20 protein-coding genes and 1 pseudogene are annotated in these 24,604 nt (G+C 67.7%); 11 read left to right on the top strand and 10 right to left on the bottom strand.

The annotated features are described in order from the left end of the window. Nucleotides 1-317: 317 nt before the first annotated feature. Both FOF48_RS05100 and FOF48_RS05090 read left to right on the top strand, forming a co-directional pair. Complete coding sequence (locus FOF48_RS05100; protein ID WP_255441905.1) at nt 318-686, top strand: hypothetical protein; 369 nt, start codon at nt 318-320, stop codon at nt 684-686. Between the two features lie 171 nt (nt 687-857). Then, nucleotides 858-1,631 carry an SDR family oxidoreductase gene (locus FOF48_RS05090; protein ID WP_143898973.1) on the top strand — a complete coding sequence of 258 codons (774 nt, stop codon included), beginning with the start codon at nt 858-860 and terminating at the stop codon, nt 1,629-1,631. A 352-nt stretch (nt 1,632-1,983) separates the two neighbouring features. Here FOF48_RS05090 and FOF48_RS05085 read toward each other — a convergent pair whose 3' ends face one another. From FOF48_RS05085 to FOF48_RS05075, 3 genes are all read right to left on the bottom strand, one after another. Then, a complete protein-coding gene (locus FOF48_RS05085) occupies nt 1,984-2,355 on the bottom strand; it encodes a DUF3060 domain-containing protein (protein WP_143898972.1) in 372 nt (123 codons plus the stop codon). Nucleotides 2,356-2,506: 151 nt separating this feature from the next. Further along, complete coding sequence (locus FOF48_RS05080) at nt 2,507-3,214, bottom strand: hypothetical protein (RefSeq protein ID WP_143898971.1); 708 nt, start codon at nt 3,212-3,214, stop codon at nt 2,507-2,509. Further along, nucleotides 3,204-3,674, bottom strand: coding sequence for a MarR family winged helix-turn-helix transcriptional regulator (locus tag FOF48_RS05075; RefSeq protein WP_143898970.1), 471 nt, complete (start codon nt 3,672-3,674; stop codon nt 3,204-3,206). The genes FOF48_RS05080 and FOF48_RS05075 overlap by 11 nt, the downstream gene beginning before the upstream one ends. A 366-nt stretch (nt 3,675-4,040) precedes the next feature. Between FOF48_RS05075 and FOF48_RS05070 the strand changes: the two genes are divergently transcribed. After that, entirely contained in the window at nt 4,041-6,683 is a 2,643-nt protein-coding gene (locus FOF48_RS05070) for a kelch repeat-containing protein (protein WP_143898969.1), read from the top strand. 40 nt (nt 6,684-6,723) lie between these two features. Here FOF48_RS05070 and FOF48_RS36335 read toward each other — a convergent pair whose 3' ends face one another. After that, nucleotides 6,724-6,891, bottom strand: coding sequence for a hypothetical protein (locus FOF48_RS36335; RefSeq protein ID WP_186001774.1), 168 nt, complete (start codon nt 6,889-6,891; stop codon nt 6,724-6,726). 455 nt (nt 6,892-7,346) lie between these two features. Here FOF48_RS36335 and FOF48_RS05065 point away from each other — a divergent pair, with 455 nt between their 5' ends. Both FOF48_RS05065 and FOF48_RS05060 read left to right on the top strand, forming a co-directional pair. Continuing rightward, nucleotides 7,347-8,858, top strand: coding sequence for an ABC transporter substrate-binding protein (locus tag FOF48_RS05065; RefSeq protein ID WP_143898968.1), 1,512 nt, complete (start codon nt 7,347-7,349; stop codon nt 8,856-8,858). A 462-nt stretch (nt 8,859-9,320) separates the two neighbouring features. After that, a complete protein-coding gene (locus FOF48_RS05060) occupies nt 9,321-10,595 on the top strand; it encodes a hypothetical protein (RefSeq protein WP_255441904.1) in 1,275 nt (424 codons plus the stop codon). Between the two features lie 113 nt (nt 10,596-10,708). Here FOF48_RS05060 and FOF48_RS05055 read toward each other — a convergent pair whose 3' ends face one another. Both FOF48_RS05055 and FOF48_RS05050 read right to left on the bottom strand, forming a co-directional pair. Continuing rightward, nucleotides 10,709-11,494, bottom strand: a complete 786-nt coding sequence (locus FOF48_RS05055) for an alpha/beta fold hydrolase (RefSeq protein ID WP_255441933.1) — start codon at nt 11,492-11,494, stop codon at nt 10,709-10,711. Nucleotides 11,495-11,600: 106 nt separating this feature from the next. Further along, nucleotides 11,601-12,101, bottom strand: a complete 501-nt coding sequence (locus FOF48_RS05050; RefSeq protein WP_143898966.1) for a hypothetical protein — start codon at nt 12,099-12,101, stop codon at nt 11,601-11,603. A 407-nt stretch (nt 12,102-12,508) separates the two neighbouring features. Here FOF48_RS05050 and FOF48_RS05045 point away from each other — a divergent pair, with 407 nt between their 5' ends. After that, the gene (locus FOF48_RS05045; protein WP_143898965.1) at nt 12,509-13,639 is read left to right on the top strand and encodes a helix-turn-helix transcriptional regulator; all 1,131 of its coding nucleotides are present in this window, start codon (nt 12,509-12,511) and stop codon (nt 13,637-13,639) included. Between the two features lie 105 nt (nt 13,640-13,744). On the opposite strand, the gene FOF48_RS05040 is transcribed toward FOF48_RS05045, so the two are convergent. Both FOF48_RS05040 and FOF48_RS05035 read right to left on the bottom strand, forming a co-directional pair. Continuing rightward, on the bottom strand, nt 13,745-14,668 hold the full coding sequence (locus FOF48_RS05040; protein WP_143898964.1) for a hypothetical protein: 924 nt from the start codon (nt 14,666-14,668) through the stop codon (nt 13,745-13,747). 184 nt (nt 14,669-14,852) lie between these two features. Further along, nucleotides 14,853-18,155, bottom strand: a complete 3,303-nt coding sequence (locus FOF48_RS05035) for a hypothetical protein (RefSeq protein WP_143898963.1) — start codon at nt 18,153-18,155, stop codon at nt 14,853-14,855. Between the two features lie 361 nt (nt 18,156-18,516). On the opposite strand from FOF48_RS05035, the gene FOF48_RS05030 reads away from it, so the two are divergent. Both FOF48_RS05030 and FOF48_RS05025 read left to right on the top strand, forming a co-directional pair. After that, a complete protein-coding gene (locus FOF48_RS05030; protein WP_143898962.1) occupies nt 18,517-19,143 on the top strand; it encodes an NAD(P)-dependent oxidoreductase in 627 nt (208 codons plus the stop codon). 58 nt (nt 19,144-19,201) lie between these two features. Then, nucleotides 19,202-20,146 (top strand): sigma-70 family RNA polymerase sigma factor, encoded by a 945-nt coding sequence (locus FOF48_RS05025; RefSeq protein WP_186001773.1) that lies wholly within the window; start codon nt 19,202-19,204, stop codon nt 20,144-20,146. 66 nt (nt 20,147-20,212) lie between these two features. Here FOF48_RS05025 and FOF48_RS05020 read toward each other — a convergent pair whose 3' ends face one another. After that, the gene (locus FOF48_RS05020) at nt 20,213-20,854 is read right to left on the bottom strand and encodes a TetR/AcrR family transcriptional regulator (protein ID WP_143898960.1); all 642 of its coding nucleotides are present in this window, start codon (nt 20,852-20,854) and stop codon (nt 20,213-20,215) included. Between the two features lie 75 nt (nt 20,855-20,929). Between FOF48_RS05020 and FOF48_RS05015 the strand changes: the two genes are divergently transcribed. Beyond that, nucleotides 20,930-22,921 (top strand): serine hydrolase, encoded by a 1,992-nt coding sequence (locus FOF48_RS05015; RefSeq protein ID WP_143898959.1) that lies wholly within the window; start codon nt 20,930-20,932, stop codon nt 22,919-22,921. A 101-nt stretch (nt 22,922-23,022) separates the two neighbouring features. Then, nucleotides 23,023-23,799, top strand: a complete 777-nt coding sequence (locus FOF48_RS05010) for a polymer-forming cytoskeletal protein (protein WP_143898958.1) — start codon at nt 23,023-23,025, stop codon at nt 23,797-23,799. A 227-nt stretch (nt 23,800-24,026) separates the two neighbouring features. Here the strand turns inward: FOF48_RS05010 and FOF48_RS37685 are convergent, their stop codons facing one another. Next, entirely contained in the window at nt 24,027-24,176 is a 150-nt protein-coding gene (locus FOF48_RS37685; RefSeq protein WP_161664062.1) for a transposase domain-containing protein, read from the bottom strand. Nucleotides 24,177-24,249: 73 nt separating this feature from the next. Here FOF48_RS37685 and FOF48_RS05000 point away from each other — a divergent pair. Beyond that, nucleotides 24,250-24,438 (top strand): annotated as a pseudogene (locus tag FOF48_RS05000) (transposase domain-containing protein); the annotation flags it as partial. Nucleotides 24,439-24,604 lie beyond the last annotated feature (166 nt).

The following is a 24,604-nucleotide window of genomic DNA, read 5'->3' as shown; positions in this document are numbered from 1 at the left end:
ACCGCGGTTGGGGATGGGGGCACGAAGCCCGCGCGTGATCGTTCGTCCCTGCCCCGGTTTCTTCCGGCTCCTGTTCGTCGTGCGAGGCACCTGCGTGCCGCAGGCGATAGCGTCACGCCTCTTGCCGTGCGCTCGCTCGTCAGCCCTCGGGGACGACGACCCGCGACCCCTGTCCTCCACGGTGCTCCCTGGGTCAGCCTGGTGCGCCCTCCAAGGCATCGCGCGGGTTGACTCCGGATCCTCGGGCATCAGGTTGCGGGTAGGGAGACTCGCGGCAGGAGGGACGCGGCGTGGCGACTCTGGCTCGAGCGTCGAAGGTGGACGTGGTGATCATCGGGAGCGGGCAAGCGGGAGTGCCCCTCGCGGTCCGGCTGGCAAACTCGGGGCGCGACGGCGTGCTCAGCGCGCGCGCGTTCGAGACTGGCGAAACCGCCGGGCTCCTGAAGGTCATCATCGACGCGGCTGACGAGCGCGTCCTCGGAGCCACGTTCGTCGGGGCCGATGCAGGAGAGTTGCTTCACATCCTCGTCCCCTTGATTCAATCAGGCTCGAGTGCGCGCGCCGGGGTCGACGCGGAGTTCGTGCATCCCACCTTCGCGGAGGGTGTGCAGACGCTCGTCATGCGCCTGGGGCCCTACGCGCTCGATGACCAGACACCGCCCGCGCCGGGAAACCACCATGACTGAACAGGCCCCCCAGGCGCCGAGCGCGGGGACCGTCAACATGTGGCTCGAAGCCGTGCTCGTCCTGGGCCGCATTCAGCGCCCCCGATGGCAACGGCTGGCTCCTGCAGGAAATCAAGACGCGGCTGCCCTGCCGCGTGTAGCGCCGTCACAACGAATGGAGGGTTCACACCCATGGCAACCACACAAGCACCGCAGGGAACCACCGAGTCGTGGGCGAGGCGTGCGCCGAGCTTGCTCGGGCAGACGGTCGTCGTCATCGGCGGGAGCGCCGGCATCGGGCTCGAGACGGGGCGATTGGCGAAGGCGGAGGGCGCCCAGGTCATCCTGACCGCTCGGAATCCCGAACGCCTGCAGCTCGCCGCGAAGGAGCTCGACGTCCAGCGGACCGCCGCGTTCGACGCCACGGACTCAGCGGCGCTGAAGCGCTTTTTTGGAGCACTCCCGGCGCCCATCGACCATGTGTTGGTGACCGCGGGCTCTCCCCACTACGGACGCCTCCTCGACATGGATTTGAAGGAGGCACAGCGCGACCTCGACGATCACCTCATGCTGGCGGTGCAGGTCGCGCGCAATGCCGCCCCCAAGATGAGGCCTGGCGGCGCCCTGCTGCTCATGGGCGGCACGGGCGCCCGACGTCCGGCGAAGGGGCTGGGAATCGTCTCGGCGACGATCGCCGCGCTGCCGGCGCTCGCGGCCACGATGGCGCTCGAGCTCGCGCCTGTCCGGGTGAACGTGATCGCGGCTGGCTTTGTCGACACGCCGCTGTCCGCGGCACTGCTCGGGGCGGACCTCGAGAAGCGTCGCCAGCAGCTCCGAGACATCTTGCCCATCGGCCGCGTCGTCGGACCCGCGGATGTCGCCGCGCTGGCCGTCCACCTCATGACGAACACCGCCATCACGGGCGCGATGTACGACATTGACGGAGGCCAGCAGTTCATCAGCTAGCGCGACTTCACGGAGGACTCGCTCTGCTCTCGAACAAGTCCTTGAATCGTGGCAACAGGCGCCGGCCGCTTCATCCCGAAGACCTGGGGACGACGACACGAAACGTCCAGCGCATCCTCCCCCGCTATCGCGGTGGACGGATTGAACGGGGTGAGGATTCAGTGGGCACCGGGCCTGCGGCGTCGAGCGGGCGAATGGGACGCATGACTCACAGGCGGACTTCCTCCGCCGCTGATGGCGCAGCCGTTGTCGCTGAAGGACGTGCGGCTCAAGGCCCTCGCAGGCCGCGGTCGAAGCCCAGGCTGCGTCCACGCGCCCGCTTCCTTGACGAAGCGGGCGCGCGGTCCAGCGACTACTTCTCCTGCGTGATCTTGTTGTCCATGCCGGTGCGGCTGATCTTCGGCTTCGACTTGCCGTGGCCGCGCTTGTAGGTGACGGAGTTGGAGCTCCCCGTCACGGAGATGGCACGGGTGGCCTCCACCTTCACCTTGTTGCCAGTGCCGTTCACGGTGACGCTCTTGCACTCGCCGGTCAGCGTCACGGTGTTGGACGCGCCGGTGATCTCCACCGTGCTCTCCGGCGTACATTCATGGGTCGCGCGCTCGCCAGAGCCGGTGACATCGATGCTGGCCGAGCCCTCCGAGTCCTCTTGCGCGACGGCCGTCATCGGGCCGAAGGCGCATGCCATCATCATGAACACTGCCGCCCCGAACTTGCTGTTCATCCGTTGTGACCCCTGAGGAGAAGGTGCGGGACTGATGCCGCACGGCTCCCATCTACGTGACGGACGACGGAAGATTCAATCCGCGGGATTCCGCTCCGTCCTTCATCGCGTGGGCAACACTCCGCCGGAGTTGGCGCCCTGCCTGGACCGTCTACTCCTGCGGCCTGGCCAGTCGCTGGATGGCCTCCAGCTCCAAGCGGAGCACCTCGCGCTCCGCCTCCGGGAGAGTAAGGGCGCTGACGTCCCGCACCCGCGCCAGGGCGCCAGGCGTGTCCCCCAGGACCATGGCCAGCTCCGCCCGGGCCGCGAGAGCTCGCGCGCGCTCCAGCGTCGTCCCGGCGCCGCCCTTCTTCAGCGCGACGTCCAGGACCTTCGCGGCCGCGGCGTCATCTCCCTTGAAGTCGCGCAGGCGCCGGGCGGCCTTGAGGGCCTTGCCGAGGACGGTGGTCGAGGCATCCGCGTCGTCGCCGTAGCCGCTCGGCTCGTCCCTCCGGATGAACATCAGGGAGTTGCCGGAGGGGTCGACGAGCGTGAAGCGCGTCTGCCCCTTCTTCATGCGCGTCATCCGCGGGAGGCCCCGGATGGGAGTCCGGCCATACGCCGTCCGCAGCGCGGCCAGGAAGCGCGCGTGCAACTCCTCCACCTCGTCCACGATGATCAGACAGCTGCTGAAGGCCTTCAGCGGCTCCAACTCCTTCAGGCCAAAGAAGTGGACCTGGGCGCCACCCCGCCGCGTCGCCGCGTAGGGGTTCGGAGACCGCTGCTGGTACGTCACCTCGAACCCCAGCAGGGCGTAGAACTCGAGCGTCGGCGCGAGCTCCACGCAGGGGAGCAGAGGGATGGAAGCGTCATGCTTCATCGCGCCCCTCCTCGGCCAGGTCCTTCTCAAGCCGCAGGCGCGCTTCGCGGACAGCTTCAACCGCCGCGGCCAGGAGCGACGGGGCAAGGCTCGCGCCCATCCGGTCCGCCCATGTGGCATGCGCCTGCTCGACCTTGCGCAGGGCGCGGCGTCCGGCCGCGGTGAGCGAGACGCACTTCGCACGCTGGTGATGCGGGTTCTCGATGTACTCCACGAACCCGTCGCTCGCGAGCGCATCCGCCGTCTGCTGCACGCTCTGCCGCGCGAGCCCCATCGTGCGCGCCACCGACGCCACCGTGGCGGGGCCGTGATCAATGACGCCCAACACCTGCCAGCGGGCGCTCGTCAATCCGGCCGGGGCGCTCAGCCGATCTCCGGCCTGGAGCAACAGCCCATTCAACTGGAACACCTCCAGCACCAGGGCGCTGAAGGTCTCTGCTCTCCGGGTCAGGGACGCCATGGACAGGAACCTGTCAAGACGACAGGCTCCTGTCAACAAGCACTCCTGGTTCTTCTGGCGGAAGTCGCCCCAATGGCAGCCCGGTGCGTCAAGGCGAGTGAGCGAGGCGCGCGCGAAGGGCGTCATCAGGTCGGCATGTCTGCCGAGGCGACAACTTTCCCTGACACAGGGGGGTGGAGCGAGGCCTTGCGCGTCCCGCCCCCGGGTCGGGCCTCGATGCGAGCCCATCAACCTTGACGCTGCTCGTCCGGTCCGCCACCCTGCGTCGGCCTCAAATCCTCTCTTGGATGGGCCCGGCAACGCGAGTCGGAGCGCTTCGAATCGGAGGGCCTGGCTGAGAGAGGTCCCTCGTGACCTGGAGCGTTCATGACCACCGCCCGTATCCTGGGCCTTGGCTTTCTGTCCGCGTGGCTGAGCCAAGGCTGTATGGAGTCCCCCGCTGTCCATTCCCCCGAACACACCGCGTCGACAAAGGCAGACATCTCCGTCGCCTCGCTGGACTCAACCCCCGCCATCCTCACGACGGAGCTCACCCAGGCCACGGAAGGCGTGACGTACCGTCGTGCCCCCGGTGTCGCGGAGGCGATCCTCGCGACGGGTGGTACCGCGCCGCTCCAGGTGAGCGCCACCGGACTCCCGTCGGGTCTCACCATCGACGAGGACACCGGCATCCTCTCGGGGATTCCCACGCCCGGCATGGCGGGAAGCCACGCGGTGGACGTCGTCGTGACGGACGCGAACGGGCAGACGGCCCAGGCCACGCTGTCGCTGGAGGTGGTGGCTCCGCGGGCGCTCGGGTCCAGTGGCACGGTGGGCGTGGAGCCGGAGGGCAGCCCCATCACGGACGCGCTGACCGTCTTCGTGATTGGAGAGGATGGGCGCGCACACGAGGGCGTGGGCGTACGGGTGCGAAAGAATGGCGTGGAGTACGTGCCCGCGCGCGAGGCCCTCACGGATGCGGCGGGGCGCGCCTATTTCACCGGCCTGGGGCTGGATGGCGTATCGGATACCGTGGACGTGACCGCCAACGGCGCGGGGCTCTCCAACGCCACGATGGCGCGGGTGAATGCCTCGCGGGTGACGCTGCTCGTCCCCAGCTACCCGGTGCCCCTGCCGCGCGGCAGCGCGAGCGCCACCTGGGATGCGCAGGCGGGGGGCCTCATCATGACCGGCGGACAGGGCTCGGGTGCGAACCAGCCCAAGGGGTGTCTCAATGACACGGTGGCGCTCACCTCCGTCGCGACCGGGACCTGGGAGGAGTGGGGCGTCCCGGGGCTCTCGACGCCCGCGGCGCCCCCGGCGCGGGTCGGTGGCGCCTTCCAGTATCGCGGGAGCGGCATCAGCGTGCTCTTCGGTGGAGAGAGCTGCACGGGGTCGAAGCTGTCGGACACGTGGCAGTTCAACTCGGCCACTCGGACCTGGCAGCAGGTGGGGGCGCCGGGGCCCTCCGTGCGCTCAGGCGCGGCGGTGACGGCCTCCCCGGTCTCCGGCAGCATCTTGCTCTTCGGAGGCACCTCCGGGACAAGCTCGCAGGGCGGCCAGATCGTCAACAACGAGCTTTGGAGCTATGCCCAGGGGTGGGGCAAGTTGTCTCCCACCGGGACGTTGCCGACCGCCCGCGCCTTCGCCGCCGCCGCGCTCGACACGAGCACCGGGCTCATGTGGCTCTGCGGCGGAGCGAGCAGCGCGCCCATCGGCGCCGACCTGGCGACGTGCTCCACGTACAACCGCTCGACCAATGCCTGGGCGAGCGCGACCTCGCTGCCAGCGGCCCGGCGTGGTGGATTGATGGCTTATCGGCCCGGCGCGGGGATGTACCTCTTCGGAGGATCGACCAACGGTGCCGCGCGCAATGATCTGCTCCGGTTCAGCGCGGGGGCGTGGACCACGGTCACCGCGCAGGGCGCGGCGGGGAGTCCTCCGAGCAGCGGTGGGGTGAAGCTCGAGACGGACCCCTCGACAGGCGACCTCGTCCTCGTCATGGGGACCGGGACGGTGTGGACCTTCAACGGGACGGCGTGGCAGCAGCGGGCCACTCCGTCGTCCGCGGCGGAGACCGTCACGCTGTCGGGGACGATTTCGGGCGGAGTGACGAGCGGTTTCAGTGGCGCCACCCTCTGGGTGGTCGCCCCCACCGGCTTCAGCGCGACCACGTTCTACGTCGCGCTGACGGGTGGGGTCGCAAGCTACAAGCTCGCGGGGGTGCCGGCGGGCGTTCCGCTCTCCGTCTATGCCTACTACGAGTCGGGGGGCCTCTATTCTCACAAGGACGTGGGGGCGGTGGGGCCCCTGGTCGCGGACACGACCTTGAACATCGCGCTGGAGCCAGGGCCCCTGGCGACGACCACGACGACAGGCACCCTCGTAACTCCCGCGGATTGGCCCGCCTCCATCAACGCTCGCTATGCGCGAGGGGTTCGCTTCCAGTCAGGACTTCCCGCACAGCCCAATGGCCCCGCGGAGAGCACGGCCGGGACGTCGAGGACGTTCTCCGCGACCTACATCCCAGCGTCCGCTCCCGCCACGCAGGCCGTCTCGCTCGAGGCGATGGTCGTGGGGGCAGCGCTCTGCGAGACGCTGACGACCTGGGTCTACAATCCTCCCGCGGGTGCTGTCGGCGCGGTGGCGCTACCGGATGGCATCCGGGGCGTGGCGCCGGGGCTGAGTGAATGCGGCACCGGGACGGTGCCAACGGCCGCGGAGGGGGCGTATCAGCTCACCGCGCCCGCGGGCACGGAGCTGATCTCCGTGCGTCGAGGCGCGCGAGGGATGTCGTGGGACTGGGTGTATCTCTCGCAGGCACAGGCAGGCGCGCGGTCCTTCGACTTCCCTCAGCCCAGCACGCTGGCGCCGAGCAGGCCCGCCCCCAGCGGTCAGGGCACGGCCTGGGAGGTGACCGCCAATGTCTTCGAGCCGGGCTCTGGCTTCCGCTACGAGCAGTTCGAGTCCGCGAATCTGCGGCCCACGAGCACCGCGCGCAGCCACCCGCGCGGCTTCGTGCGTCAGTAGCCGGCGCGTCTGAACGACCGTTCTCGATTCTCGACCGGTCTCATGCTGCGCGTCGAGCGGGACCGACGCGCAGCAGCAGGCTCGCCGTCTGCTGCGCGTCGCGAGCGTCCAGGCGGGCGGCCACCTCGACCATGAGCGCCGACATCTTCTTGCGCCGATGGTCGCGGGTGACATTCGCGTGCATGTCCCGCGAGATCCGCTCAATCATGCAGGTGCCAGGCATTGGGAGAGGTCTCGCTCACCACGCGCACCAGCTCGTCCGTGCTTCAGACCCGCGCTCCGGCGACACAGCATCCACTCAGGCCCGCCTTGGGGTTGAGGACCGCGATGCGGTCCGGGCCGCGCTGACGTCTCCCGGGAGTAGCGCCAGGCCGAGGGCCAGATGACAAAGCTCAAGCTCCTCGAGCTTCAGCGACAGGACCCCACCCGCATCGATCTTCCACGTCGCGGCGTGCTGCTCGCCGCTTGAGTCGACGGTCCACGAGAAGCGCGGGAGAGCCACGAAACCGCGCAGCCCCAGGCTCACCTGTCAACAAGCGCGTTTGTTTTCACAGCCCAAAGGGAGAGTCGAAATCGAAGCGCTGCCGGAAATGTCAGACCGATCCAGTATGAATCTCCCTGCGCGGCGCCATTCTGCGCGTCGCCGAAAGGGTTGCCTCCACAATGAAACTGTCTTTGATTTCCCTCGGGCTCTTGGTCGGCGTGACAGGGGGCGGCTGCGCGGGGCTCGATGAGGCCGAGGCGGTGGACTCCTCCGTGTCAGCGGACGGGGCCTCCCAGGTCACCCAAGGCCTGGTCACCCAGGTCACCGGTACCAGCCCGGTCACCTTCGTCGCCACGTCGGGCAACGAGACGAAGCCATACGACCAGTCCGCCACGTCGGTGGTGGCATACATGCGCGACTCAACCACCGGGGCGTTCACGGCCTACCCAGGCACGGGCTCCGCGGACGGCACCATCTCCGTGCCGAACGTCCCTTCTGGCCGCATCTACCTGAAGCTGGGCTCGCGCTATCTGGTGAGCACCGGCCGCGCGTTCGACCTGGGTTCCACGGAGTGGGGGCGCGATGGCACCTTCGCCTCGCTGCCCACTCCCGTGACGGTGTCCGCCACCGGCCTGTCTCCCTGGCAGTCGGGGGACTTCCTGGACATGTATTCGTTGAACCCAGGCGCGTTCGGCTACGTGGACAGCATCGCCACGGGGCGCCCCCTGGTGGGCGCCACGTCACTCTCCGGGCTGAGCTTCAATTACGCCAACATGCTCAACCCGGTGCTGCTCGACAGCGGCCGCGGGGACGTATTCTCGCTGGCGCAGATGCGGTGGCAGACGAGCGCGAATGGAGTGCCCTACCGCGCGATGCACAAGGTGCTCGACACGAGCGTGACCCAGGTGGAAGGCCAGCCCGTCACTGTCAGCGGAACCTTCACCCAGCCCGTCGCGACAGGCACCTTCTCGGTGGACTGGAGACGCTCGGCCTTCGACGCCATGCGCACCCAGGTGAATCCCGACGCGGTCAGCACATACAACGAGATCTGGATGTCCGCCCGGCCGGCCGCGCTGGGCGCCGCGCTCGCGTCCATCAGCGGGCCGCCACTGCTCGTGAAGCTCAATCCTGACACGCTGCGGACCGACATCGTCACGGGGAGCATGACCTACAACAACCCGCTCCCGGCGACGTGGCAGAAGGTGGCGCTCGTCGCCGCCGGCTTCACGAAGAGCTACGCGCTGGGCACCGCGACGCCCTACACCATGGGCGTGGACATCCGCGTGGATCAGGAGGCGAGCGCGTTCACCGCCGCGCCCGTGCAGCCCCTCGTCGGGCCGGTGCAGGCGCCCCAGGTGAACACGCGCGGCGCGTTCCAGAACCTCACGGGCGTGGGGACCGACGCCTCGCTGCGCTGGTCGAAGCCGCTCGTCGGCACGGCCACGAACTACGTGGTGAACATCTACCGGCTCGGCGTGAGCAACGGCTCCACCACCGTGACGCGCGTGGCGGTGCTGCACACGGATCTCCAGAGCGTGTACCTGCCCCCGGACGTGCTCCAGGCAGGCCAGACCTACTTCGCGGAGATCCAGAGCTGGTACCAGCCCGGCTCGGACCTCGCGGCGAGCCCGTTCAAGCGCTCGCTGCCTCGAGGCCGCGCCAGCGTGCTCACCGGCATGTTCAGCCCGTAGACGCTAAAGGCCTGAGAAAAAAGGAGGCACCGGACCGTTGGATCTCCACCGACCTCCGCGCCGGTGGGGAAAAGACTCCGGGCGGTCCTCCGCGATGACATTGGAGACATCGAGAACGGGTTCGCCGAGGGCTTGGTTCGGCGAGCCCCCTGAAAGGCCCTGCCGACCGGCAGGGCCTTTTGGTTCAACACAGGCCCCGCGATGAATATCGCGGGGCCTTCGTGCACAAGCGTGCCGGGGTGACACGTACGCGGGCCACCTGTCTCCCAAAGAGGACGTCGGCTGTCCTCAGGATTTTATCACTCTGCGTACGGATTTCACTGACACGCGGGTTTCCTGTGGCTAATCTCCGCGACGGCCAGCACCGGCTTCGAATGACTGCGCCACAGCGACGAGGTGGGCGCGAAAGCGCTGGCTCGCTGTCCCTGGCCCTTTGCAATCCCAACCATCAGGAGTCCCTCCTTGTCGACCCAGTCGCGTGAGCGATCCAACTTCCGTCCCTCATCCGAGGCGCGCAGCGCCAGCCGAAGCTCGCACGCCACCCTTCTTCTTGCTGCCGTCATGCATCTGGCGACGGCCAGCACGGCGTTCGCCGCGCCTTCGGTCGCGAACAAGAGCCCAGCCAAGGTCGACATCCAGACGGTCGAAGTCAAGATGAAGAGCATCACCAAGAAGTTCGAGAGGTCGGACTGGAAGAACTCCAATACGCTCGACGAGATCGCGAAGATGCTCGATGACGTCGAGACCCGCATCGCGCGCATCAAGGAGAAGGACAAGGACTGGGACACCTCCAGCTTCGAGACCTTCTTCTCTGAGTCCACGGCGAAGTGGAAGAAGGCGAGCGAGGAGGTGAACGCGGCCCACGGCGAGAGGGATCTCGATCTGGAGCGCCGCGCCCGTTTCACGACCATCGGTGACCGCCACGGCGCCGCCATCCAGGCCGGGCTCATGACCCTCGACGGGCAGGTGCGAGGCGCGCTCGGGAATGTCCGGGAGGACATGGAGGCGATCCTCGCGCTCCCCGCCCTCGCCGAGGAGTGCGAAGACCGTCAGTACCTGACGATTCAGAAGTACTACGAGGACGAAGGGCGCGCGAAGCAGCCGAAGGTGGTCTGCGAGCTCGCCGGGAACCACCAGAAGATCGCCGAGACCTACGTGTCGCTCGCGGCGAAGGCGCGCCTTGAAGACCAGCTCAAGGTCGACCAGGAGGCGCTCACCGCGCTCGAGCGGGATGGCGCGCTCTCCAGCGTCTGGCTCGCGCGCTTCAAGGACCCCGCCGCGCACGCCAAGCAGGTCGCCAGCGAGTTCGCCGAGCTCACCGCCTCGGCGGGCGTGACCGTTGGCGCCGAGCACTTCAAGCCGCTCGAGGCCCAGGCGAAGAAGTTCAAGGAGATCCTGGCCGCCGCGGGCCGGGTTGATCGCTTCCCCAAGGCCTGGTCGACGAACGACGCGAAGCTCAATGGCCCGGTCTCCGGGCAGGTCAAGTCCTTCGGCGGTACGCTGGTGAAGCTCCGCACCTCCGGCACGACGATGATCGAGAAGAACGACCTCGGCATCCCGCTCGCGCAGTCCACCCATGGCGCGGCGCTCGTGCGCGTCGCGAGCGACGGCGGGTTCTGCCGGCTCTACGACGACGTGGGCTTCTCGGGGACCTACAAAGGCGCAGGTGCCTATGCCCCGCTCTCCTACTCCTCGGGGCTCGAGGATGAGTTCAAGGTGACGGCCTGCTCGAAGTAGCGAGCACACCGACGCCCGGCGATGCGGTCCGGCCCCATGAACCGGACCGCTCGCTGTCGTCTCGCCACGCCGAAGGAGCGGGCCGCTTCATTCCCACCCTCCCGGAACAGGCGCTAAGCCAGCTCACGCAGGAACGACGCGACCACCGCGCCCAGGCGCTCGGGTTGGTCGAACGGGAGGCCGTGGCCGGCGTCCTGTATCTGTTCAATTCGCACCCGTGAATTGAGGCTCCGCAGCTCCCTGGCCATCTCAAGCGTGACGACAGGGCCGCGGTCTCCAATGACGAGGAGGACGGGGACGTCCATGGCGCTCACCACGTCGCGATACCCGGGGTTGGGCGGCGTGAGAACATCGAGGGCGCCCATGTGGGTCTTCAGTCTCGCCTCGGCAAGAAGCTCGACGATTTCGGGCGAGCGATGCGGGCTGCGGGCTCGGCCCTGTGCAACGAGTTCGGACTTTTGCAAGCCGAGGGCCTGGCGGTGTTGTTCGGCGACGTCGCTGTCGTGCACCTCGCGTTGGCGCTCGGGGCTCAAGAACGTCGGGTCGACCAGGATGACTCCGCGCAGGCCCCCTGCCCGTCGACCCGCCACCACGGCGGCGGTCATTCCGCCCATCGAGTGGCCAAGCAGCACCGGACGCGAGAGCGCCAGACCGCGGATGAGGGCCTCGACGTCGCTCGCGTGAGCGTCGTACCCGTAGCCGTGGTGCGGCGCGCTCGAGCCACCGTGCCCTCTGGCGTCGGGCATGACGACGTCGAAGTCACCTTCGAGCACGCGCGCCACCGGAGTCCAACAGGCGCCACTCCCCATCAATCCATGGAGCAAGACGATGGGAGGGTTGGCGCCTCCGGTTCGGAGGTAGTGGAGGTTGATGCCGTTCGCTCCGCTGACTCCACGCATCCAGGTTGGCATGAAGCGGAAGGAATCAAGGGCACAGGCCCGGGTCAAGGGGCCTGTGCGGTGAGACCTGGAAGCAGGAAACCTGCGAGGACAACGCCGCGAGCAGCTAGCGACTGATCCAGAACGACTTGCTGCTGCAGGTGCCTGCCCGCCCGAAGAACACAACGTCGAGGGCCGCCCCCTTGTCGTCGACCGTGGCAAGCAGGTGCACGGCGTCGCCGAGTTTGTCCGCGGGAATCTTGACGATCGTCCCAGCCTCCACGCCGCCGCTGACTTCATAGACGACATCTTGCTTCGACGGGTCGATGACGACGATTCCTCCCACCCGCCTCGGGATCTCGGCCAAGACGTATCCCTCCGAGCTCTTGATGTCGCCCAGCGTTTCGCCCTGCTCCCTCCCGCTACCGCCCGCGGGCTTGTAGGTCGTCTCGTGCCAGATCCCCCAGACATCGAAGTAGCCGCGCCAGACGGGCTCGTTCTTTTGGTTGTACATGGTGATGGCATTGTTCAGCTCCACCGTGTACCAGCCATTGGGGATGGCCTCGGCCTTGGCGCCAACCAGGATGACACTCACAGCCAGAATACACGCAAACAGTTGATTTCGCATTGACTCTCTCCTTGATTTACAGCGGGGTCATCAACCGTGAGCACCAGCTCACGGGCAAGAGCAGCTCGGTTCTCGTAGACCTCCACCCTGTTCTGCGCGGAGGGGCACCCAGCCCTTCCCATTCCACACCGGGAGGGTGTACTGCTTGGGGGGCGACATGGATGCCACGCACTCCGTGGACGATGAGCGCGCCGGGCTTCGCGACTCCACCGTGACGCTTCCGCTCCATCCCTGTCATTCGAATGAGCTTCCCCCCAGACGCCTTGGCGCGTGGGACCCGGATGCAGCTCACGAACCGTACGGGAACCTGCCGGGGGCGGACATCACCCATAGGGGTGACCCCGCCACGCATGGTAAATTCATCTCAGACGTCGCGCCCATGCTTGGACCCAGACAAGGAGAAGGCCATGCGCGTGAAGAGCCCTTCAGATTCCACGCGGCGAGAGCAGGTGCTCCTGGATGTGATGACCGCGCTGACCAGCTCGCTCGACTTGAAGGAGGTCTTCGCGGAGTCCCACCGGATCCTGTCGCGCGTGCTGGCCGCGGACTTTGGAGCACTTTGCGTATCCAGGCCCGGTGAGCCCGGCCAATACGACTGGCCCATGGTCCAGGACATGCCCCAGGTCTTCTTTGACCGCTACCCGGAGATTTCAGACGAGTGCTTCGTGAGTGCCTCGGTGGTCCAGCATCCCAACACCGTGCTGCGGGACTCCGAGATGCTGTCACGCCAGGCGATGCGGAACAGCGCCATGTACGCGCACTGCCGGGAGATGCACATGCCGGTGGAACGCATCCTGTCTGTGTCACTGGACATGGGGCTTGGCTGGCACAGCGGCTTCACCCTGTACCGGGAGAACCGGAAGGCCTTCTCGGAGCAGGAGCAGTCCTTTCTTCAGCGCCTGACGCCCATCCTCGCCAGGACGGTTCGCAACTGCCTCATGCTGGGGGACCTGGCCCGTCAGGGAGACCTCCTGGACCAGCTCTTCCGTCATACGGGGCTTGAGAGCATCGTACTGAGCCCTCCCTCCACCGAGCTGATGCGCACGCCCCACTCCACCGCGCTGCTCCACCGCTGGTTCCCCGACGCGCCCTGTGGCCGTTTCGGTCTGCCCCAGGTCCTCCTGGATGCACTGGAGCAGCTCAGTCGCTCCGGACAGCGGCTGATCTCCGGGCAGGACGTCCTGACGTTCCGCCGGCCGGGGCGAAGCTTGAAGGTGACCTTCCTCCGGTTGCCAGTCCATCCCGGGAGAACACCCTGGGCGCTGTTGTTCCAGGAGGTGTCTCACAGCGTCCAGGTCCCCACCGAGTGGCGCAAGCGGCTCACGCCTCGTGAGTTGGACGTGGTGGAGCGTGTCTTGAACGGTTGGGACAACCGAACCATCGCGGAAGACATCGGCAGCTCGCTGAACACGTTGAAGACGCACCTGAAGCGAGTCTTCGTCAAGCTGGCCGTGCCCAGCCGGTCCAAGCTGATCCTCCTCGCGCAGGAGCGGAGCACCGAGGTGGCAGGTCAGGTGGTCGGCTCGGAGGCAGGCTGAGTGACCTCGCGCGGGCCCCCTCGTGGTCGAGCCAGACGAGGCCAATCTCGAAAGAGGGGCGCCCGTCCGGACCGCCGCGGCGAGGCGGCGGTCCGGAAGCCCGCCTCAATGACAGTAGTACGTCGGCGCCAGCTCCAGGACGCGCTGCTCGGCGATCGGGGAGAGCGCGCGCAGGCGTGAGAGGAAGAGGGGCGCCTTCATCCCCATCCCGATGAAACCCCAGACATACGAATGCTCCTGGGACTCGGCCAGGTGCTTGTGTTCCTCCGGGGTGAACGTGCGCCCCACCGCCTTCTCCAGCGTCTGGAGATCCAGCGCGAGCTGGGCGTTCAACGTCCCCCGCAGCGCCTGGAGCAGCTCCCCGTACTCCGTGAGGGCCCCGTCCAACGCATCGGGTTCCCGGGCGAGGATCTTCTGCGCCTCCAGGAAGTCCAGCCGGGTGTGCTGCGCCTCTTCGAGCCAGTGGTGCTTGAGCAGGTTGCAGAACAGCGGATCCAGCGTCTCGGTCTTGTTTCCGCGGACCGTCTCCAGATAGTGCTGCTGCGTCATCAGCTCCAGGTGCAGGTTGAAGATGAGCACCCCCAGGTTCGACTTCGCCATGATGGCCCGTGCCACCTCGACGTGGTTGTCGAGCAGGCCGGGGACAACCTTGAACCCCCGAGCGAACGCGCCGGTGAAGCGCGCGAAGAGCTGCTGGTGCTTCAGCTCTTCCTCCGTGAAGCGCAGGAGCGCGCGCATGTGCGTCGCGTTCCCGTGCAGCTCCAGGCTGGCGCGCTGGGCGGCCAGGGCCACGGCGTACTCCTCCAGGAACAGGAACAGGTGCGCATAGCTGTTGGAGCGGATGTGATTCAGCATCAGCCGCTCCTCGGCGTTCAGGAAGGGAATGGCTTCCGCGCCCGTCAGCGCATCCGAGAGGAAGCGGTGGCTGAAGTCCAGGACCGTGTCCCTGGGCAGCAGGTCATCAAGACGCCAGGAGACCTTCTCCGAGCTCTGGATACAGGATTGATACTCTGGAGTTTGATTCAACATTCGAATGAATCCCCCTGTGAAAGTCAAACACTGGCGGCACGGGTGGGCTTGCCCCGATGGGTCGGCCCTACCGAGTTCAAAGCGCCCTCCCCCCCCCCGTCAAGGAGGAGGAGCCCATCAATATACCATACGAGACACGACGATTTGCTGGCACGGCTTCTGGACGGAGACCTACAGAGGGTACCTAGCGGCAACTCAGGTCGAGCATGTAGCCGACGTACGTGGAGGTGTTCGCGCTATCCACCACGAAGCCGCGGACCACGCCATTGCCGCCGCATTGGAGGGAGTATGTCTCCTTGCCCTTGGTGCAGGAACCGCTGCCGCCCACCGGGGTCAGCGTGTCGACGGCGCCTGTCTGGAGGTCCCTGCACGACACCTCGATCGTCGAGAGGTTGATTTCACTGCACCAGGACTGGTTCGGCGAGCCCACCGCCCAACCATTGATACCCGTGACCTTGTGGAGGACGGCGCCCGGCCCACAGTCCCGAATGAAGGCAGTGCCGCCCGAGCCGCCAATCGCGGTGGCGCTCGTCGCGGCACCGATGATGGCTCCAGAGTCGAAGCGGGCACAGCGCATCCCCAGCGCGTCCAGCCAGGCGCCCGCCCTTCCGTGGATGCCGACCGCCACCTCGTCCGCCGCGCACGTGAGCAACTGGGCCGTGCTGCTCTCCACGCACCTCGTGCCCGTGGAGTCGCGCCGGTAGCCGACCTTGCACGTCCAGGGACAGTCGGCCTGGGTCGCCGTCGCGCTCGTATACTCCGCGTTCCCGGGGGCGTTCGTACAGGCATTGCGGGCGTTGGAGTTCGCGGGAGACCAGTAGCCGACTCCCACGTCGGAACAGACGTCATTGGCAAGGTACTTGCCCGCGTCGCAGGTGAACGCCACGCAGCGGTGGGGCGAGGTCGACGCGTCACACGTCAGGCCCACGCCACAGTCGCTCTGCCGGAGACACTTCTTGCCCTGGGCACAAGGCGCGCAAGGCCCCCCACAGTCCACGTCGGACTCGTCCCAGCTCTCCTTTCCGTCATCACACAGCGAGGGGATGCAGAGCGGCCCGAGCGGGGGGGCAAATGCCTGGGAGCAATACAGGTGGGAACCGCCCTTTTGCAGCATGCAGTCAGAGGTCTTCTCGCACTTCTTGCCGCTATCACAGCGCGCGCAGACGGGCCCACCGCAGTCCACGTCGGTCTCGCCCGCGGACTTCCGGCGGTCCTTGCAGGTGCTTGGGACACAGAAGACGCCATCGCTCACGCCCGAAGTGCAGTCGGCGTCCACCGAGCAGCGCGCCTTCAGCTCACACTTGGGGCAGTCCTTCCCACCACAGTCGACGCCGCTCTCGTCCGCGTCCATGACGCCAGTCTTGCAGTGGTTCTGCACGCACGTCCCGAAGTCGATGCCGGAGCTCGTGGACCTCTTGCAGAACCCGGAGACGCAATCCTCGGAGCGGATGCAGCCTTGCTTGTTCGCACAGGGCCCGCATCGCGCGCCGCCGCAGTCGACGCCTGTCTCGTCCCCATCCACGACACCGTTGCCGCAGTGATTTGCGTCCGAGCATTTCCCCGCGTTGCAGTACCCGAACGCACAGTCCGAGTTGAGCGAACACACCTTGCCCTTGGCGCAGGCTCCGCAAGAGCCACCGCCGCAATCCACGTCCGTCTCGAAGCCATCCTTCTTCTTGTTGCCGCACGTGTCCGCGCAATAGCCCAGGCCATCGTTCAGGGTGAACTTCAGCGGATCCACGAGCGGGAACTGGACGTTGGCCAGCTCGATGGGGCCAATGTCCCATCCAAGCCCCACTCCGGAGGAGCCCGCATAGCTGGTCCCCGGCGGTTGGACCCGCCCACCCGCCTGGACGCCGAGATTGCCGTCGAGCCCCAGGGTGAGGTCCGCCTTGGCCTTGTTCCCCACGCAGCGTGACGCATACTTCGCGCTGGCCACCAACGACGCCCGGACACCGGCATTCACCCCGAGCGCGTCGTACACATACACATTCAGGCGGGGGATGAGCCCGCAGACGACCACCAGGCTGCCTTCACCGGTCACGTTCGCCTTGGTGTTCTTCTTCTTCGTCAGCACAGGCTCTTCGGTCGTCAGCTTGCCATTCTTGTAGGTCGCCTTGAATTTGAAGGTCGCGTTCTGCTCATGACTCAAGGTGGCCTTGACGCCTGCCTTCGCCTCGAATCCGCACTCGAGGTCCACCTGGATGGTCTGGGTGAAGACGACTGGCACGGGCCCGACGAGGACGGTCTGCACCGCGGGCTTGGTGACGAGGATGTTGCGCTTCCAGCCCCCCGCGGGCCGCATGTCCGGATGGCCCAGGTACTTCAGCTTCGCCTGGGTGAGGACCTCCTCGGCGAACTTCGTTCGCTCCGCGAGCTTGTCCTGGAGCTCCTTGCCGCTCTTTCCTCCCGCGGACGAAATCGTGGCGTTCACGAGGGCCTCGACATCGAGCTTGAGGCGGGCCTTGCTGTCCACGTTCAGCGTCATGCTGGTCGACTCGGCTCCGCCCACCGCCAGGATGGCGGGCACCTTCACCTCCACCTGCGCGCCTGGGTTGAAGGAATAGGACACGGCCGCCTTGCCGCTCCCCTGGAGTGAGAGCTGGAGCGGCCTCTTTCCCGCCTCGTTGAAGTCCTTCTCGTACTTGAGCGTGAACAAGGTGCTGGAGTAGCTGTTCTTGATCTCGGGTTGGATGTTCACGCCCGTGGTGATTCCATCGACCGTCACGGCCTTCCAGACGTCCACCGCCGCGTGGGCCACCGCCAGCGCCGCGCCGCCCAGCGCCTCTCCCACCGCGGAGATGGCATTCCAGATGGCCCCCAGGAAGAGGGCGTTCACCTGGCCCGGCGCCCTCTCTTCCTCGACCCCGGGCAGGGGCTCATCGTCCGGATTGCCCTCGACGCTGGGGGACATCACGTTCGCGTCGACATACAAATGGCTGGCGGCCCATTCGAGGTCGAGCTTCGAGATGTCCACGGTCTCCATGTTCGCGTAGTCGAACGTGAGCCGCAGCTCCCCCGTGACGATGTCCTCGAGCGCGGCGGCCTCCGTCTCCACGACGAGGGATTCACCCAGCTCGGCGACGGAGACGACCCTGCGGGCGAAGCCCAAGGGATTGGCGCCCGGGCCATCGCTCGGAGCCGACACCACGACCCGCCCGGGCTCCCATTGCCGCACCTCGGGGTTCTCCGCCTTCGGGAAGACGAGCGAGTCGGGCCTCACGACGACGGTGCGAGCCTGCGTCTGCGTGACGACCTCGACCCAGGGCTGGGGCTGAAGGGTGTTGTAGTCGGGCTCGAACCGCGGCTCCCACACGAGGCTCTCGAGGTCCTCGTGCGGGCTCTCCACGGTGTACTCGTCCGGGGTATCGTCCTCGGGGAGCGTCCTCGCGCACGATCCCGTCAACAGGAGGCCGACGAGCATCGGCAGGAGCAGGGGCGGACGGCGATGCATCCAGCGGCCCCGCGGGTCACTTCTCTTGGACATGGGCTCTCAGGGAACAGCTTCATTCACGGTTCAGCAAGACTCGTTCCAAGAGAGGCCACGACGATATCCCTCGAGCTAGGGCGCGTGGATGGAGCCTTGACGCATCAATGACGGCCCCTGACGCGTCAATGACGTCCCCTGACACGGCGTGCCCCCAGTGCGGCTGTCGCTGCGTCAGCTCGCGGTTGTCACCGCCTGGCAGCGCCCCGCTCCGGCTGAGTCGTGGCGCCCGAGGAGGCGCCGGAGCGCTTCGGGCTGACGTCTCGAAGGTATTGCTCCGCGTCGGCGAGCCTCTGGGTCGAGCGAGGAGAAAAGCGGCGCCCCCACGTCACGTTCGAGCGCGCTGTCCGGTCTTCCCGGCATGACCCTTCGACTCCTCGTACTGGGTGCGACAGGCAAGACCGGCACTCACATCCTCGACCTCGCGCTCGCGCGCGGGCACCAGGTGACGGCGTTCGTTCGTTCACCCCAGAAAATCGTGCGGCGCCACCCGGCGCTCTCCATCGTCCAGGGCGACCCGATGCAGGTCGACCCGCTTGCTCAGGCGCTCACCGGTCATCACGCCGTCCTCTCCGCCCTGGGTCCATCAGGGCGCGAGGGCTTTCGACCGAGCACGCTGCTGGCCGAATGCGCGGCCAACACGGTGGCGGCGATGGAACGGGCCTCCGTCAATCGACTCGCCCTGGTCTCCGCCGCGCTGCTGTTCCCCGGAGGAGGCCTGCGTTTCGCCTTCTTCCGTTGGTTGATCCGACATCACCTCCGAGACCTCACCGCCGCCGAAGCCGTGGTTCGGGCCACGCCCTTCGATTGGACGCTCGCTCGACCGCCGCAGTTGGTCGAGTCCCCGGAGGAGACCTACCGGAGCGAGCGCGAACGACTTCCCCTCGGTGCCTGGTCGATGTCGTTCCGAGCGGTGGGGGCGTTCCTACTCGATAGCGTCGAGAAGGGAACTCACATGCGAGAGGTCGTCGGGCTCGCCCGGCGATAACATGGCGCGTGGATCCCATGATGCCCAACGGAGCACTCATGCTCGGCAGGCACTTCTGATGGCAGCCCGGCTGTCGTTGGCACGTCGTCTGGAGGCCTTTGAGTCGTGCCGGCACGAACTCGTCGCGCTGTCGTACCGCATGCTCGGTGACCTCGGGCGCGCCGAGGACATGGTCCAGGAGGCCTGGCCGCGGTGGCAGGCCCACGAGGGCGACGTGGCGTCGTCGAGGGCGTTCCTCGTCACGGTCGTCACCCGCCTCTGCTTGAGCGAGCTCGGCTCCGCGCGGGCGCGCCGGGAGGAGACGCGCCCCGACCGGCTGCCCGAGCCCGTTGATCTCGACGAGGGCGGCATCACGCGCGTTGAGCGCCTGGAGCAAGTCTCCATGGCCTTCCTCGTCGCGCTCCAACGCCTGACACCCGCCGAGCGGGCCGTCCTCCTGCTCCACGACGTCTTCGATTTCGAGCATCAGGAGATCGCCGAGCGCCTCGGCAACAGCGCGGTGGCGTGCCGCAAGCTGCTCGAGCGCGCGCGTCGGAGCCTGGCGACCGAGCGGCGAATGCTTTCGGCCTCGCAGGAGGAGCACCGTCGTCTGCTCGCGGCCTTCCTCCGAGCCGCGTCAGGCAATGACCTCCAGGGCGTCGTCGAACTGCTCGCGGAGGACGCGGTGCTGGTGACCGACGGCGGGGCCGAGGGGCGCCGTTTCGCCGGCCAGCGCAACCTCTCACGACCGCTGCAGGGCGCTGCACGCATCGCCGCCTTTGTCATCGCGACCGCGCGGCACACCGTGGGCGTGCTTCGGGTCGAAGAGCACCGGCTGAACGGGCAGCCGGCCGCCGTGTTCTGGGACGGCGCCAGGCCCTTCGCGGCGCTGGTGCTCGCGGTCGGGGATGGAAAGGTCCAGCGGGTCTATTTCCATGCCGACCTGCATCGCCTGAGCCGTCTCGGTCGTCAGGTGGACCTGGATTTGAACCTCTCGCGGTGGTGGTCGTCTTCGCGCGAGTGATGGCCGTCGGAAGCAGGGACTCCCAGGGCCTTCTCCAGGCCCGAGCGCACCTCGCCTCACCTACCGCTACCGCGCGCGGCGGCGTCCGCCCCCTTCGCCCCAGGCCCGCATCGCCAACTCGGCCAGGCCGAGGAGCTCCGCCTCGCTGGCGCCGTCCAGGGCCTGCACCGACATGCCCTGGAGGACGGCGCCGTAGTAGCGGGCCAGCACCCGCGCGTCCGTGTCGGAAGGCAGCTCTCCCTCCTCGATTCCCCGGGCGATGCGCTCGTGGAACCTCCCCACCGCGTTCTCACGGAGGGAGGTCACGAACTCAGCGATGGGCCGGAGCTCGTCCGCGCACCGCAGGACGGCGGTGGAAATCATGCACCCAGGGGGCTGCTTGCGGCGCTTGAAGCTCCTGGCCGAATCCTGGAGGACCCGCGCAATGGCCTCCCGCGCGGTCGGCTCCTCGGCGAGCGCGGCCCACGCCAAGGCTCCAGGCCCGGCCTGATAACGCTCCAGTGTCCGTTGGTACAGCTCCGCCTTGGAGCCGAAGGCCGCGTACAGGCTGGGCGGCGTGATGCCCATGGCCTGGGTGAGGTCCGTCAGGGACGCGCCCTCGAAGCCCTGTCGCCAGAACACCTCCAGAGCCGCGTCGAGCGCCTTCGTCTCGTCGAACTCGCGGGGCCTCCCTCGAGGCCGAGGCTTGGGGGCAGGGTCATTTTTCATAGCATTCACTATTGAATTGGCGCGAGGCGGGGCCTATTTGAATATCGCTCGCTAAATAAACAGGAGTTTCGCCCCATGCATTCCGCAGTCGCAACCTTCCTGGTAGCCGTAGGCATTGGTCTGTCCCCTGCAGCCCTCGCGAAGTCCGCGCCGGGAGGCCTCGCCGAGAGCGTGGACGCGGTCATCGACCGGTCGCTCGCGGACAAGCGCATCGTCGGCGCCGTGGTGGTGGTGGCGAAGGATGGGAAGGTCGTCTACCGGCGCGCAGCGGGCTTCGCGGACCGGGAGGCGCAGCGGCCGATGCGCGAGGATGCCATCTTCCGGCTGGCGTCGATGACCAAGCCGCTGGTCTCCGTCGCCGCCCTGGCGCTGGTGGACCAGGGCACGCTGTCGCTGGAGGACCCCGTCACGAAGTGGCTCCCGGCGTTCCGTCCGAAGCTCGCGGATGGGCGTGAGCCGGTCATCACCGTGAGGAATCTCCTGACGCACACGGCGGGCCTGACGTATGGCTTCAACGAGGCGGAGGGCCAGCGGCGCTATGCGCGGGCCGGCGTCTCGGATGGGCTGGACAATCCTCCCGGGCTCACGCTGGAGGAGAACCTGCGCCGGCTCGCCACGGTGCCGCTGTCGAATGCACCGGGAGAGGGGTGGCGCTACTCCGTGGCGACGGACGTGCTCGGTGCCGTGGTCGCCCGAGCGGGAGGCGCGCCGCTGCCGCAGGTCATCGAGCGGCTCGTCATCCGCCCCCTGGGCATGAAGGATACGGGCTTTCGCGTGACGGACGGCGCTCGGCTCGCGGTGGCCTACGCGGATGGAAGGCCCGAGCCGGTGCGCATGGCGGCGACGCAGGACGTCCCCTTTGGCGTCGGGGCGATCCACTACGCGCCGGGCCGGGCGTTGGATGACCAGGCCTTCCCGTCGGGTGGGGCGGGCATGGTGGGGACGGCGGAGGACTACGTGAAGTTCCTCGAGGCGCTGCGGCGCGGCGGCGCGCCGGTGCTCGCCAAGGCCACGGGAGAGCGGCTGGGTGAGCTCGAGGTGGGAGCGGAGGCACAGACCCAGGGGCCGGGCTGGGGCTGGGGGCTTCTCTCGGCGGTGCTGGTGGACCCGCTGAAGGCCCACAGTCCGCAGGGGGCGGGGACGCTGCAGTGGGGTGGCGCATACGGGCACACCTGGTTCGTGGACTCGCGCAATGGGCTCACGGTGGTGGCGCTGACCAACACCGCGCACGAGGGTATGTCGGGGGCCTTCCCCGGCGCCGTGCGCGAGGCGGTCTACGCGGGTGTCGCCACATCGAAGCCGGCGGTCCGGATCCACGTGCTCGACTGCGGGCGCATCGAGTTGGAGAACCTGGGGCTCTTCTCGGACAGCGGGGAGCACGACGGTGAGCCGGGGACCTTGGTGGCGCCGTGCTTCCTCATCCGTCACCCGCGGGGAGACCTGCTGTGGGACACCGGGGTCGGGGACAAGCATGCCTCGCGGGCCCACGGCGCCTCGGGCACGCCGGGCGTGCGCTTCCTCGTGTCCGTGACGCTCGCGTCCCAGTTGGCGAAGCTCGGGCTGAAGGCGTCCGACATCGACCTCGTGTCCTTTTCCCACCTGCACGCCGACCATGCGGGCAACGCGCCGGACTTCGCGGCGTCCACGTGGCTGGTCAACCGGGCCGATTGGGCCTGGGCGACCGGCGCTCCCACGCCGCTCGGAGTCGATGCGAGCCTCGTCCGAAACCATGCGAAGGAGAAGACGGTGCTGCTCGATGGGGACCACGACGTCTTCGGCGACGGCTCGGTCCGCATCTTGAAGACGCCGGGCCATACGCCGGGCCATCAGGTGTTGCTGGTGAAGCTGCCGAAGACGGGCCCGGTGCTCCTGTCAGGCGACCTCTTTCACTCGCGGGAGAACTTCGAGAAGTCGCTGGTGCCGGGCGCCAACACCAGCCGCGCGGACACGCTCGCGGCCTTCGACCGGGTGGCCAAGGTGATCCGCCACACGGGGGCCCGGCTCATCGTCCAGCACGACGCCGGAGACCTGGGGACGCTGCCGGCCTTCCCGCTCGCCCTGGAGTAGCGGGCGAGTTCCTGTCGCCGCGAAGCAGGTCGGAATCGCCAAGCTGGGCCCAATCCGCGGCTTCCCTGACGCAGGGGGGCCGCGCGCGGTAACGTGGAGCCATGCCCACCACGAAGCATCCCGGCCCGAAGGCCAAGCGCCTCAGCACGGGAACCCTCACGCCGGAGGAAGTCCCGTCACTCCTGAAGCGGACAGTTCGCGGGAGGTTCGCGAAGTCGAGCACGCTCCGCGAAGCCAAGCGCTTCGTCGCGCAACGCCTCGCCGGAGAGTGCGCGGACCGAGACATCATCCACCATGAGGGACGACTCGTCCTCGACGAGCTCTCGACCGGACGGAGACCTCGGATTGGCCTCCTGGTCGTCGAGGGGGACCTCCTCGTGAAGGGACGCTATGAAGACTCGCTCGACCCCGGCTCCGTCGTGGTCGTCACCGGCACCCTGCGCGCGGGAGATGTCATCACGAAGGGGTTTCTCGAGGTTCACGGGGACCTGGTCGCCGAGCGTTCAATCCTTTTCATCGACAACGATGCTTGCTGCGAGGTCTTCGGAGACGTCCGTGCCCCCTTCGTCTACACGAACTACCACGCGGTGAAGGTACATGGAGGCGTGAAGGCACGACTCGTCACGGGAGACGCGAAGCACATCCGGAGCCAGCAGAAGTACGCATTCATCGAGGAGACCACTCGCGAGGTCCGCGAACGCCTCTCGCCCAAGCTGCTGAAGGTCTTCGCGGACGAGATGTTCGAGGACGAGGAAGGCGACGAGGCGGACCCGGATGCGCCGTGGATCGACGCCATCGACCCGGAGAAGCTCGCCGCGTTCGTCCGGCGCGGCCAGTCCGTGCTGGCGCAGGTTCCGCCGAGCCGGCGGCGGAAGTGACGAAGGCAGGCACACGGACATCTTCTCACACGGGCCAATTGCTGTGCCTTGTGCCTCCCCAGATTCGGCCACCGGTGAGCGACAAGGGAGTTGTCGCGTGAGAGGCTTCAGCCGGCGTACCGAGCTTCCCTAACCGACCGACGGGCGACGTCCGATGGATGCACCCTTCCACTCGTGCCGCGTGGTAGCCGCGCACGGAGGTCCTGGTCGACGAGGCTTGCATGGCATCAGGATGAGTCAGGGGCGGAGGTGGAGGACGGTTGCCAGCGGTGCGGCAGCAACTCGTCCAGACGTGATGCGGGGTGGCTGCCAAAGCGCATGAGCACGCCGGCGAGGTACGCCTCGGGATTGACGCCGTTGGCCTCGCACGTGGCCACCAGGGAGCTCAGTCCCGCCAGATTCCGATCTGCCTCGGCATTGCCAACGAAGAGATAGTCCTTCCTGCCCAGGGCCCTGGGCCGCAAGAATTTCCTCTTCGTCGGCCATGCGTCCGCGGGGGAGAACCTCGCGGGCCTCTACGCCCTCGTCGCCACCTGCGAGGCCAACCAGGTCAATCCCGAGGACTACCTCGCGGATGTCCTGCTGCGCGTCCAGACGCATCCCCACTCGCGCATCCGTGAGCTGCTACCCCACGAGTGGAGGCGGCGACGCGCCGCCGATCCGCCCGACTCGCCCTTCCAGCCCAGTCCCTTAACAGCTCGCTCCTTGCGGCGCCCGCCGAGCACGGTCGTGGTCCGTCTTCAATCCTTCCGGCACGTCGTTGGCCGGACGGTTACCTTGTTCCGGACCCTCCGGGAGCCCGCGC

The sequence above is a fragment of the Corallococcus sp. Z5C101001 genome (genome assembly GCF_007352635.1).
Lineage (GTDB): Bacteria > Myxococcota > Myxococcia > Myxococcales > Myxococcaceae > Corallococcus > Corallococcus silvisoli.
Note: the sequence above shows the minus strand (reverse complement) of the source record. Positions and strands in the feature narration are given on the sequence as shown.

Bases quoted from the DNA above. Each gene is read 5' to 3' on its own strand.
- FOF48_RS05090 (WP_143898973.1), top strand. From the start codon at position 858: ATGGCAACCACACAAGCACCGCAGGGAACCACCGAGTCGTGGGCGAGG.
- FOF48_RS05085 (WP_143898972.1), bottom strand. From the start codon at position 2,355: ATGAACAGCAAGTTCGGGGCGGCAGTGTTCATGATGATGGCATGCGCC.
- FOF48_RS05080 (WP_143898971.1), bottom strand. From the start codon at position 3,214: ATGAAGCATGACGCTTCCATCCCTCTGCTCCCCTGCGTGGAGCTCGCG.
- FOF48_RS05075 (WP_143898970.1), bottom strand. From the start codon at position 3,674: ATGGCGTCCCTGACCCGGAGAGCAGAGACCTTCAGCGCCCTGGTGCTG.
- FOF48_RS05070 (WP_143898969.1), top strand. From the start codon at position 4,041: ATGACCACCGCCCGTATCCTGGGCCTTGGCTTTCTGTCCGCGTGGCTG.
- FOF48_RS36335 (WP_186001774.1), bottom strand. From the start codon at position 6,891: ATGATTGAGCGGATCTCGCGGGACATGCACGCGAATGTCACCCGCGAC.
- FOF48_RS05065 (WP_143898968.1), top strand. From the start codon at position 7,347: ATGAAACTGTCTTTGATTTCCCTCGGGCTCTTGGTCGGCGTGACAGGG.
- FOF48_RS05055 (WP_255441933.1), bottom strand. From the start codon at position 11,494: ATGCGTGGAGTCAGCGGAGCGAACGGCATCAACCTCCACTACCTCCGA.
- FOF48_RS05050 (WP_143898966.1), bottom strand. From the start codon at position 12,101: ATGCGAAATCAACTGTTTGCGTGTATTCTGGCTGTGAGTGTCATCCTG.
- FOF48_RS05045 (WP_143898965.1), top strand. From the start codon at position 12,509: ATGCGCGTGAAGAGCCCTTCAGATTCCACGCGGCGAGAGCAGGTGCTC.
- FOF48_RS05040 (WP_143898964.1), bottom strand. From the start codon at position 14,668: ATGTTGAATCAAACTCCAGAGTATCAATCCTGTATCCAGAGCTCGGAG.
- FOF48_RS05035 (WP_143898963.1), bottom strand. From the start codon at position 18,155: ATGTCCAAGAGAAGTGACCCGCGGGGCCGCTGGATGCATCGCCGTCCG.
- FOF48_RS05030 (WP_143898962.1), top strand. From the start codon at position 18,517: ATGACCCTTCGACTCCTCGTACTGGGTGCGACAGGCAAGACCGGCACT.
- FOF48_RS05025 (WP_186001773.1), top strand. From the start codon at position 19,202: ATGGCAGCCCGGCTGTCGTTGGCACGTCGTCTGGAGGCCTTTGAGTCG.
- FOF48_RS05020 (WP_143898960.1), bottom strand. From the start codon at position 20,854: ATGAAAAATGACCCTGCCCCCAAGCCTCGGCCTCGAGGGAGGCCCCGC.
- FOF48_RS05015 (WP_143898959.1), top strand. From the start codon at position 20,930: ATGCATTCCGCAGTCGCAACCTTCCTGGTAGCCGTAGGCATTGGTCTG.
- FOF48_RS05010 (WP_143898958.1), top strand. From the start codon at position 23,023: ATGCCCACCACGAAGCATCCCGGCCCGAAGGCCAAGCGCCTCAGCACG.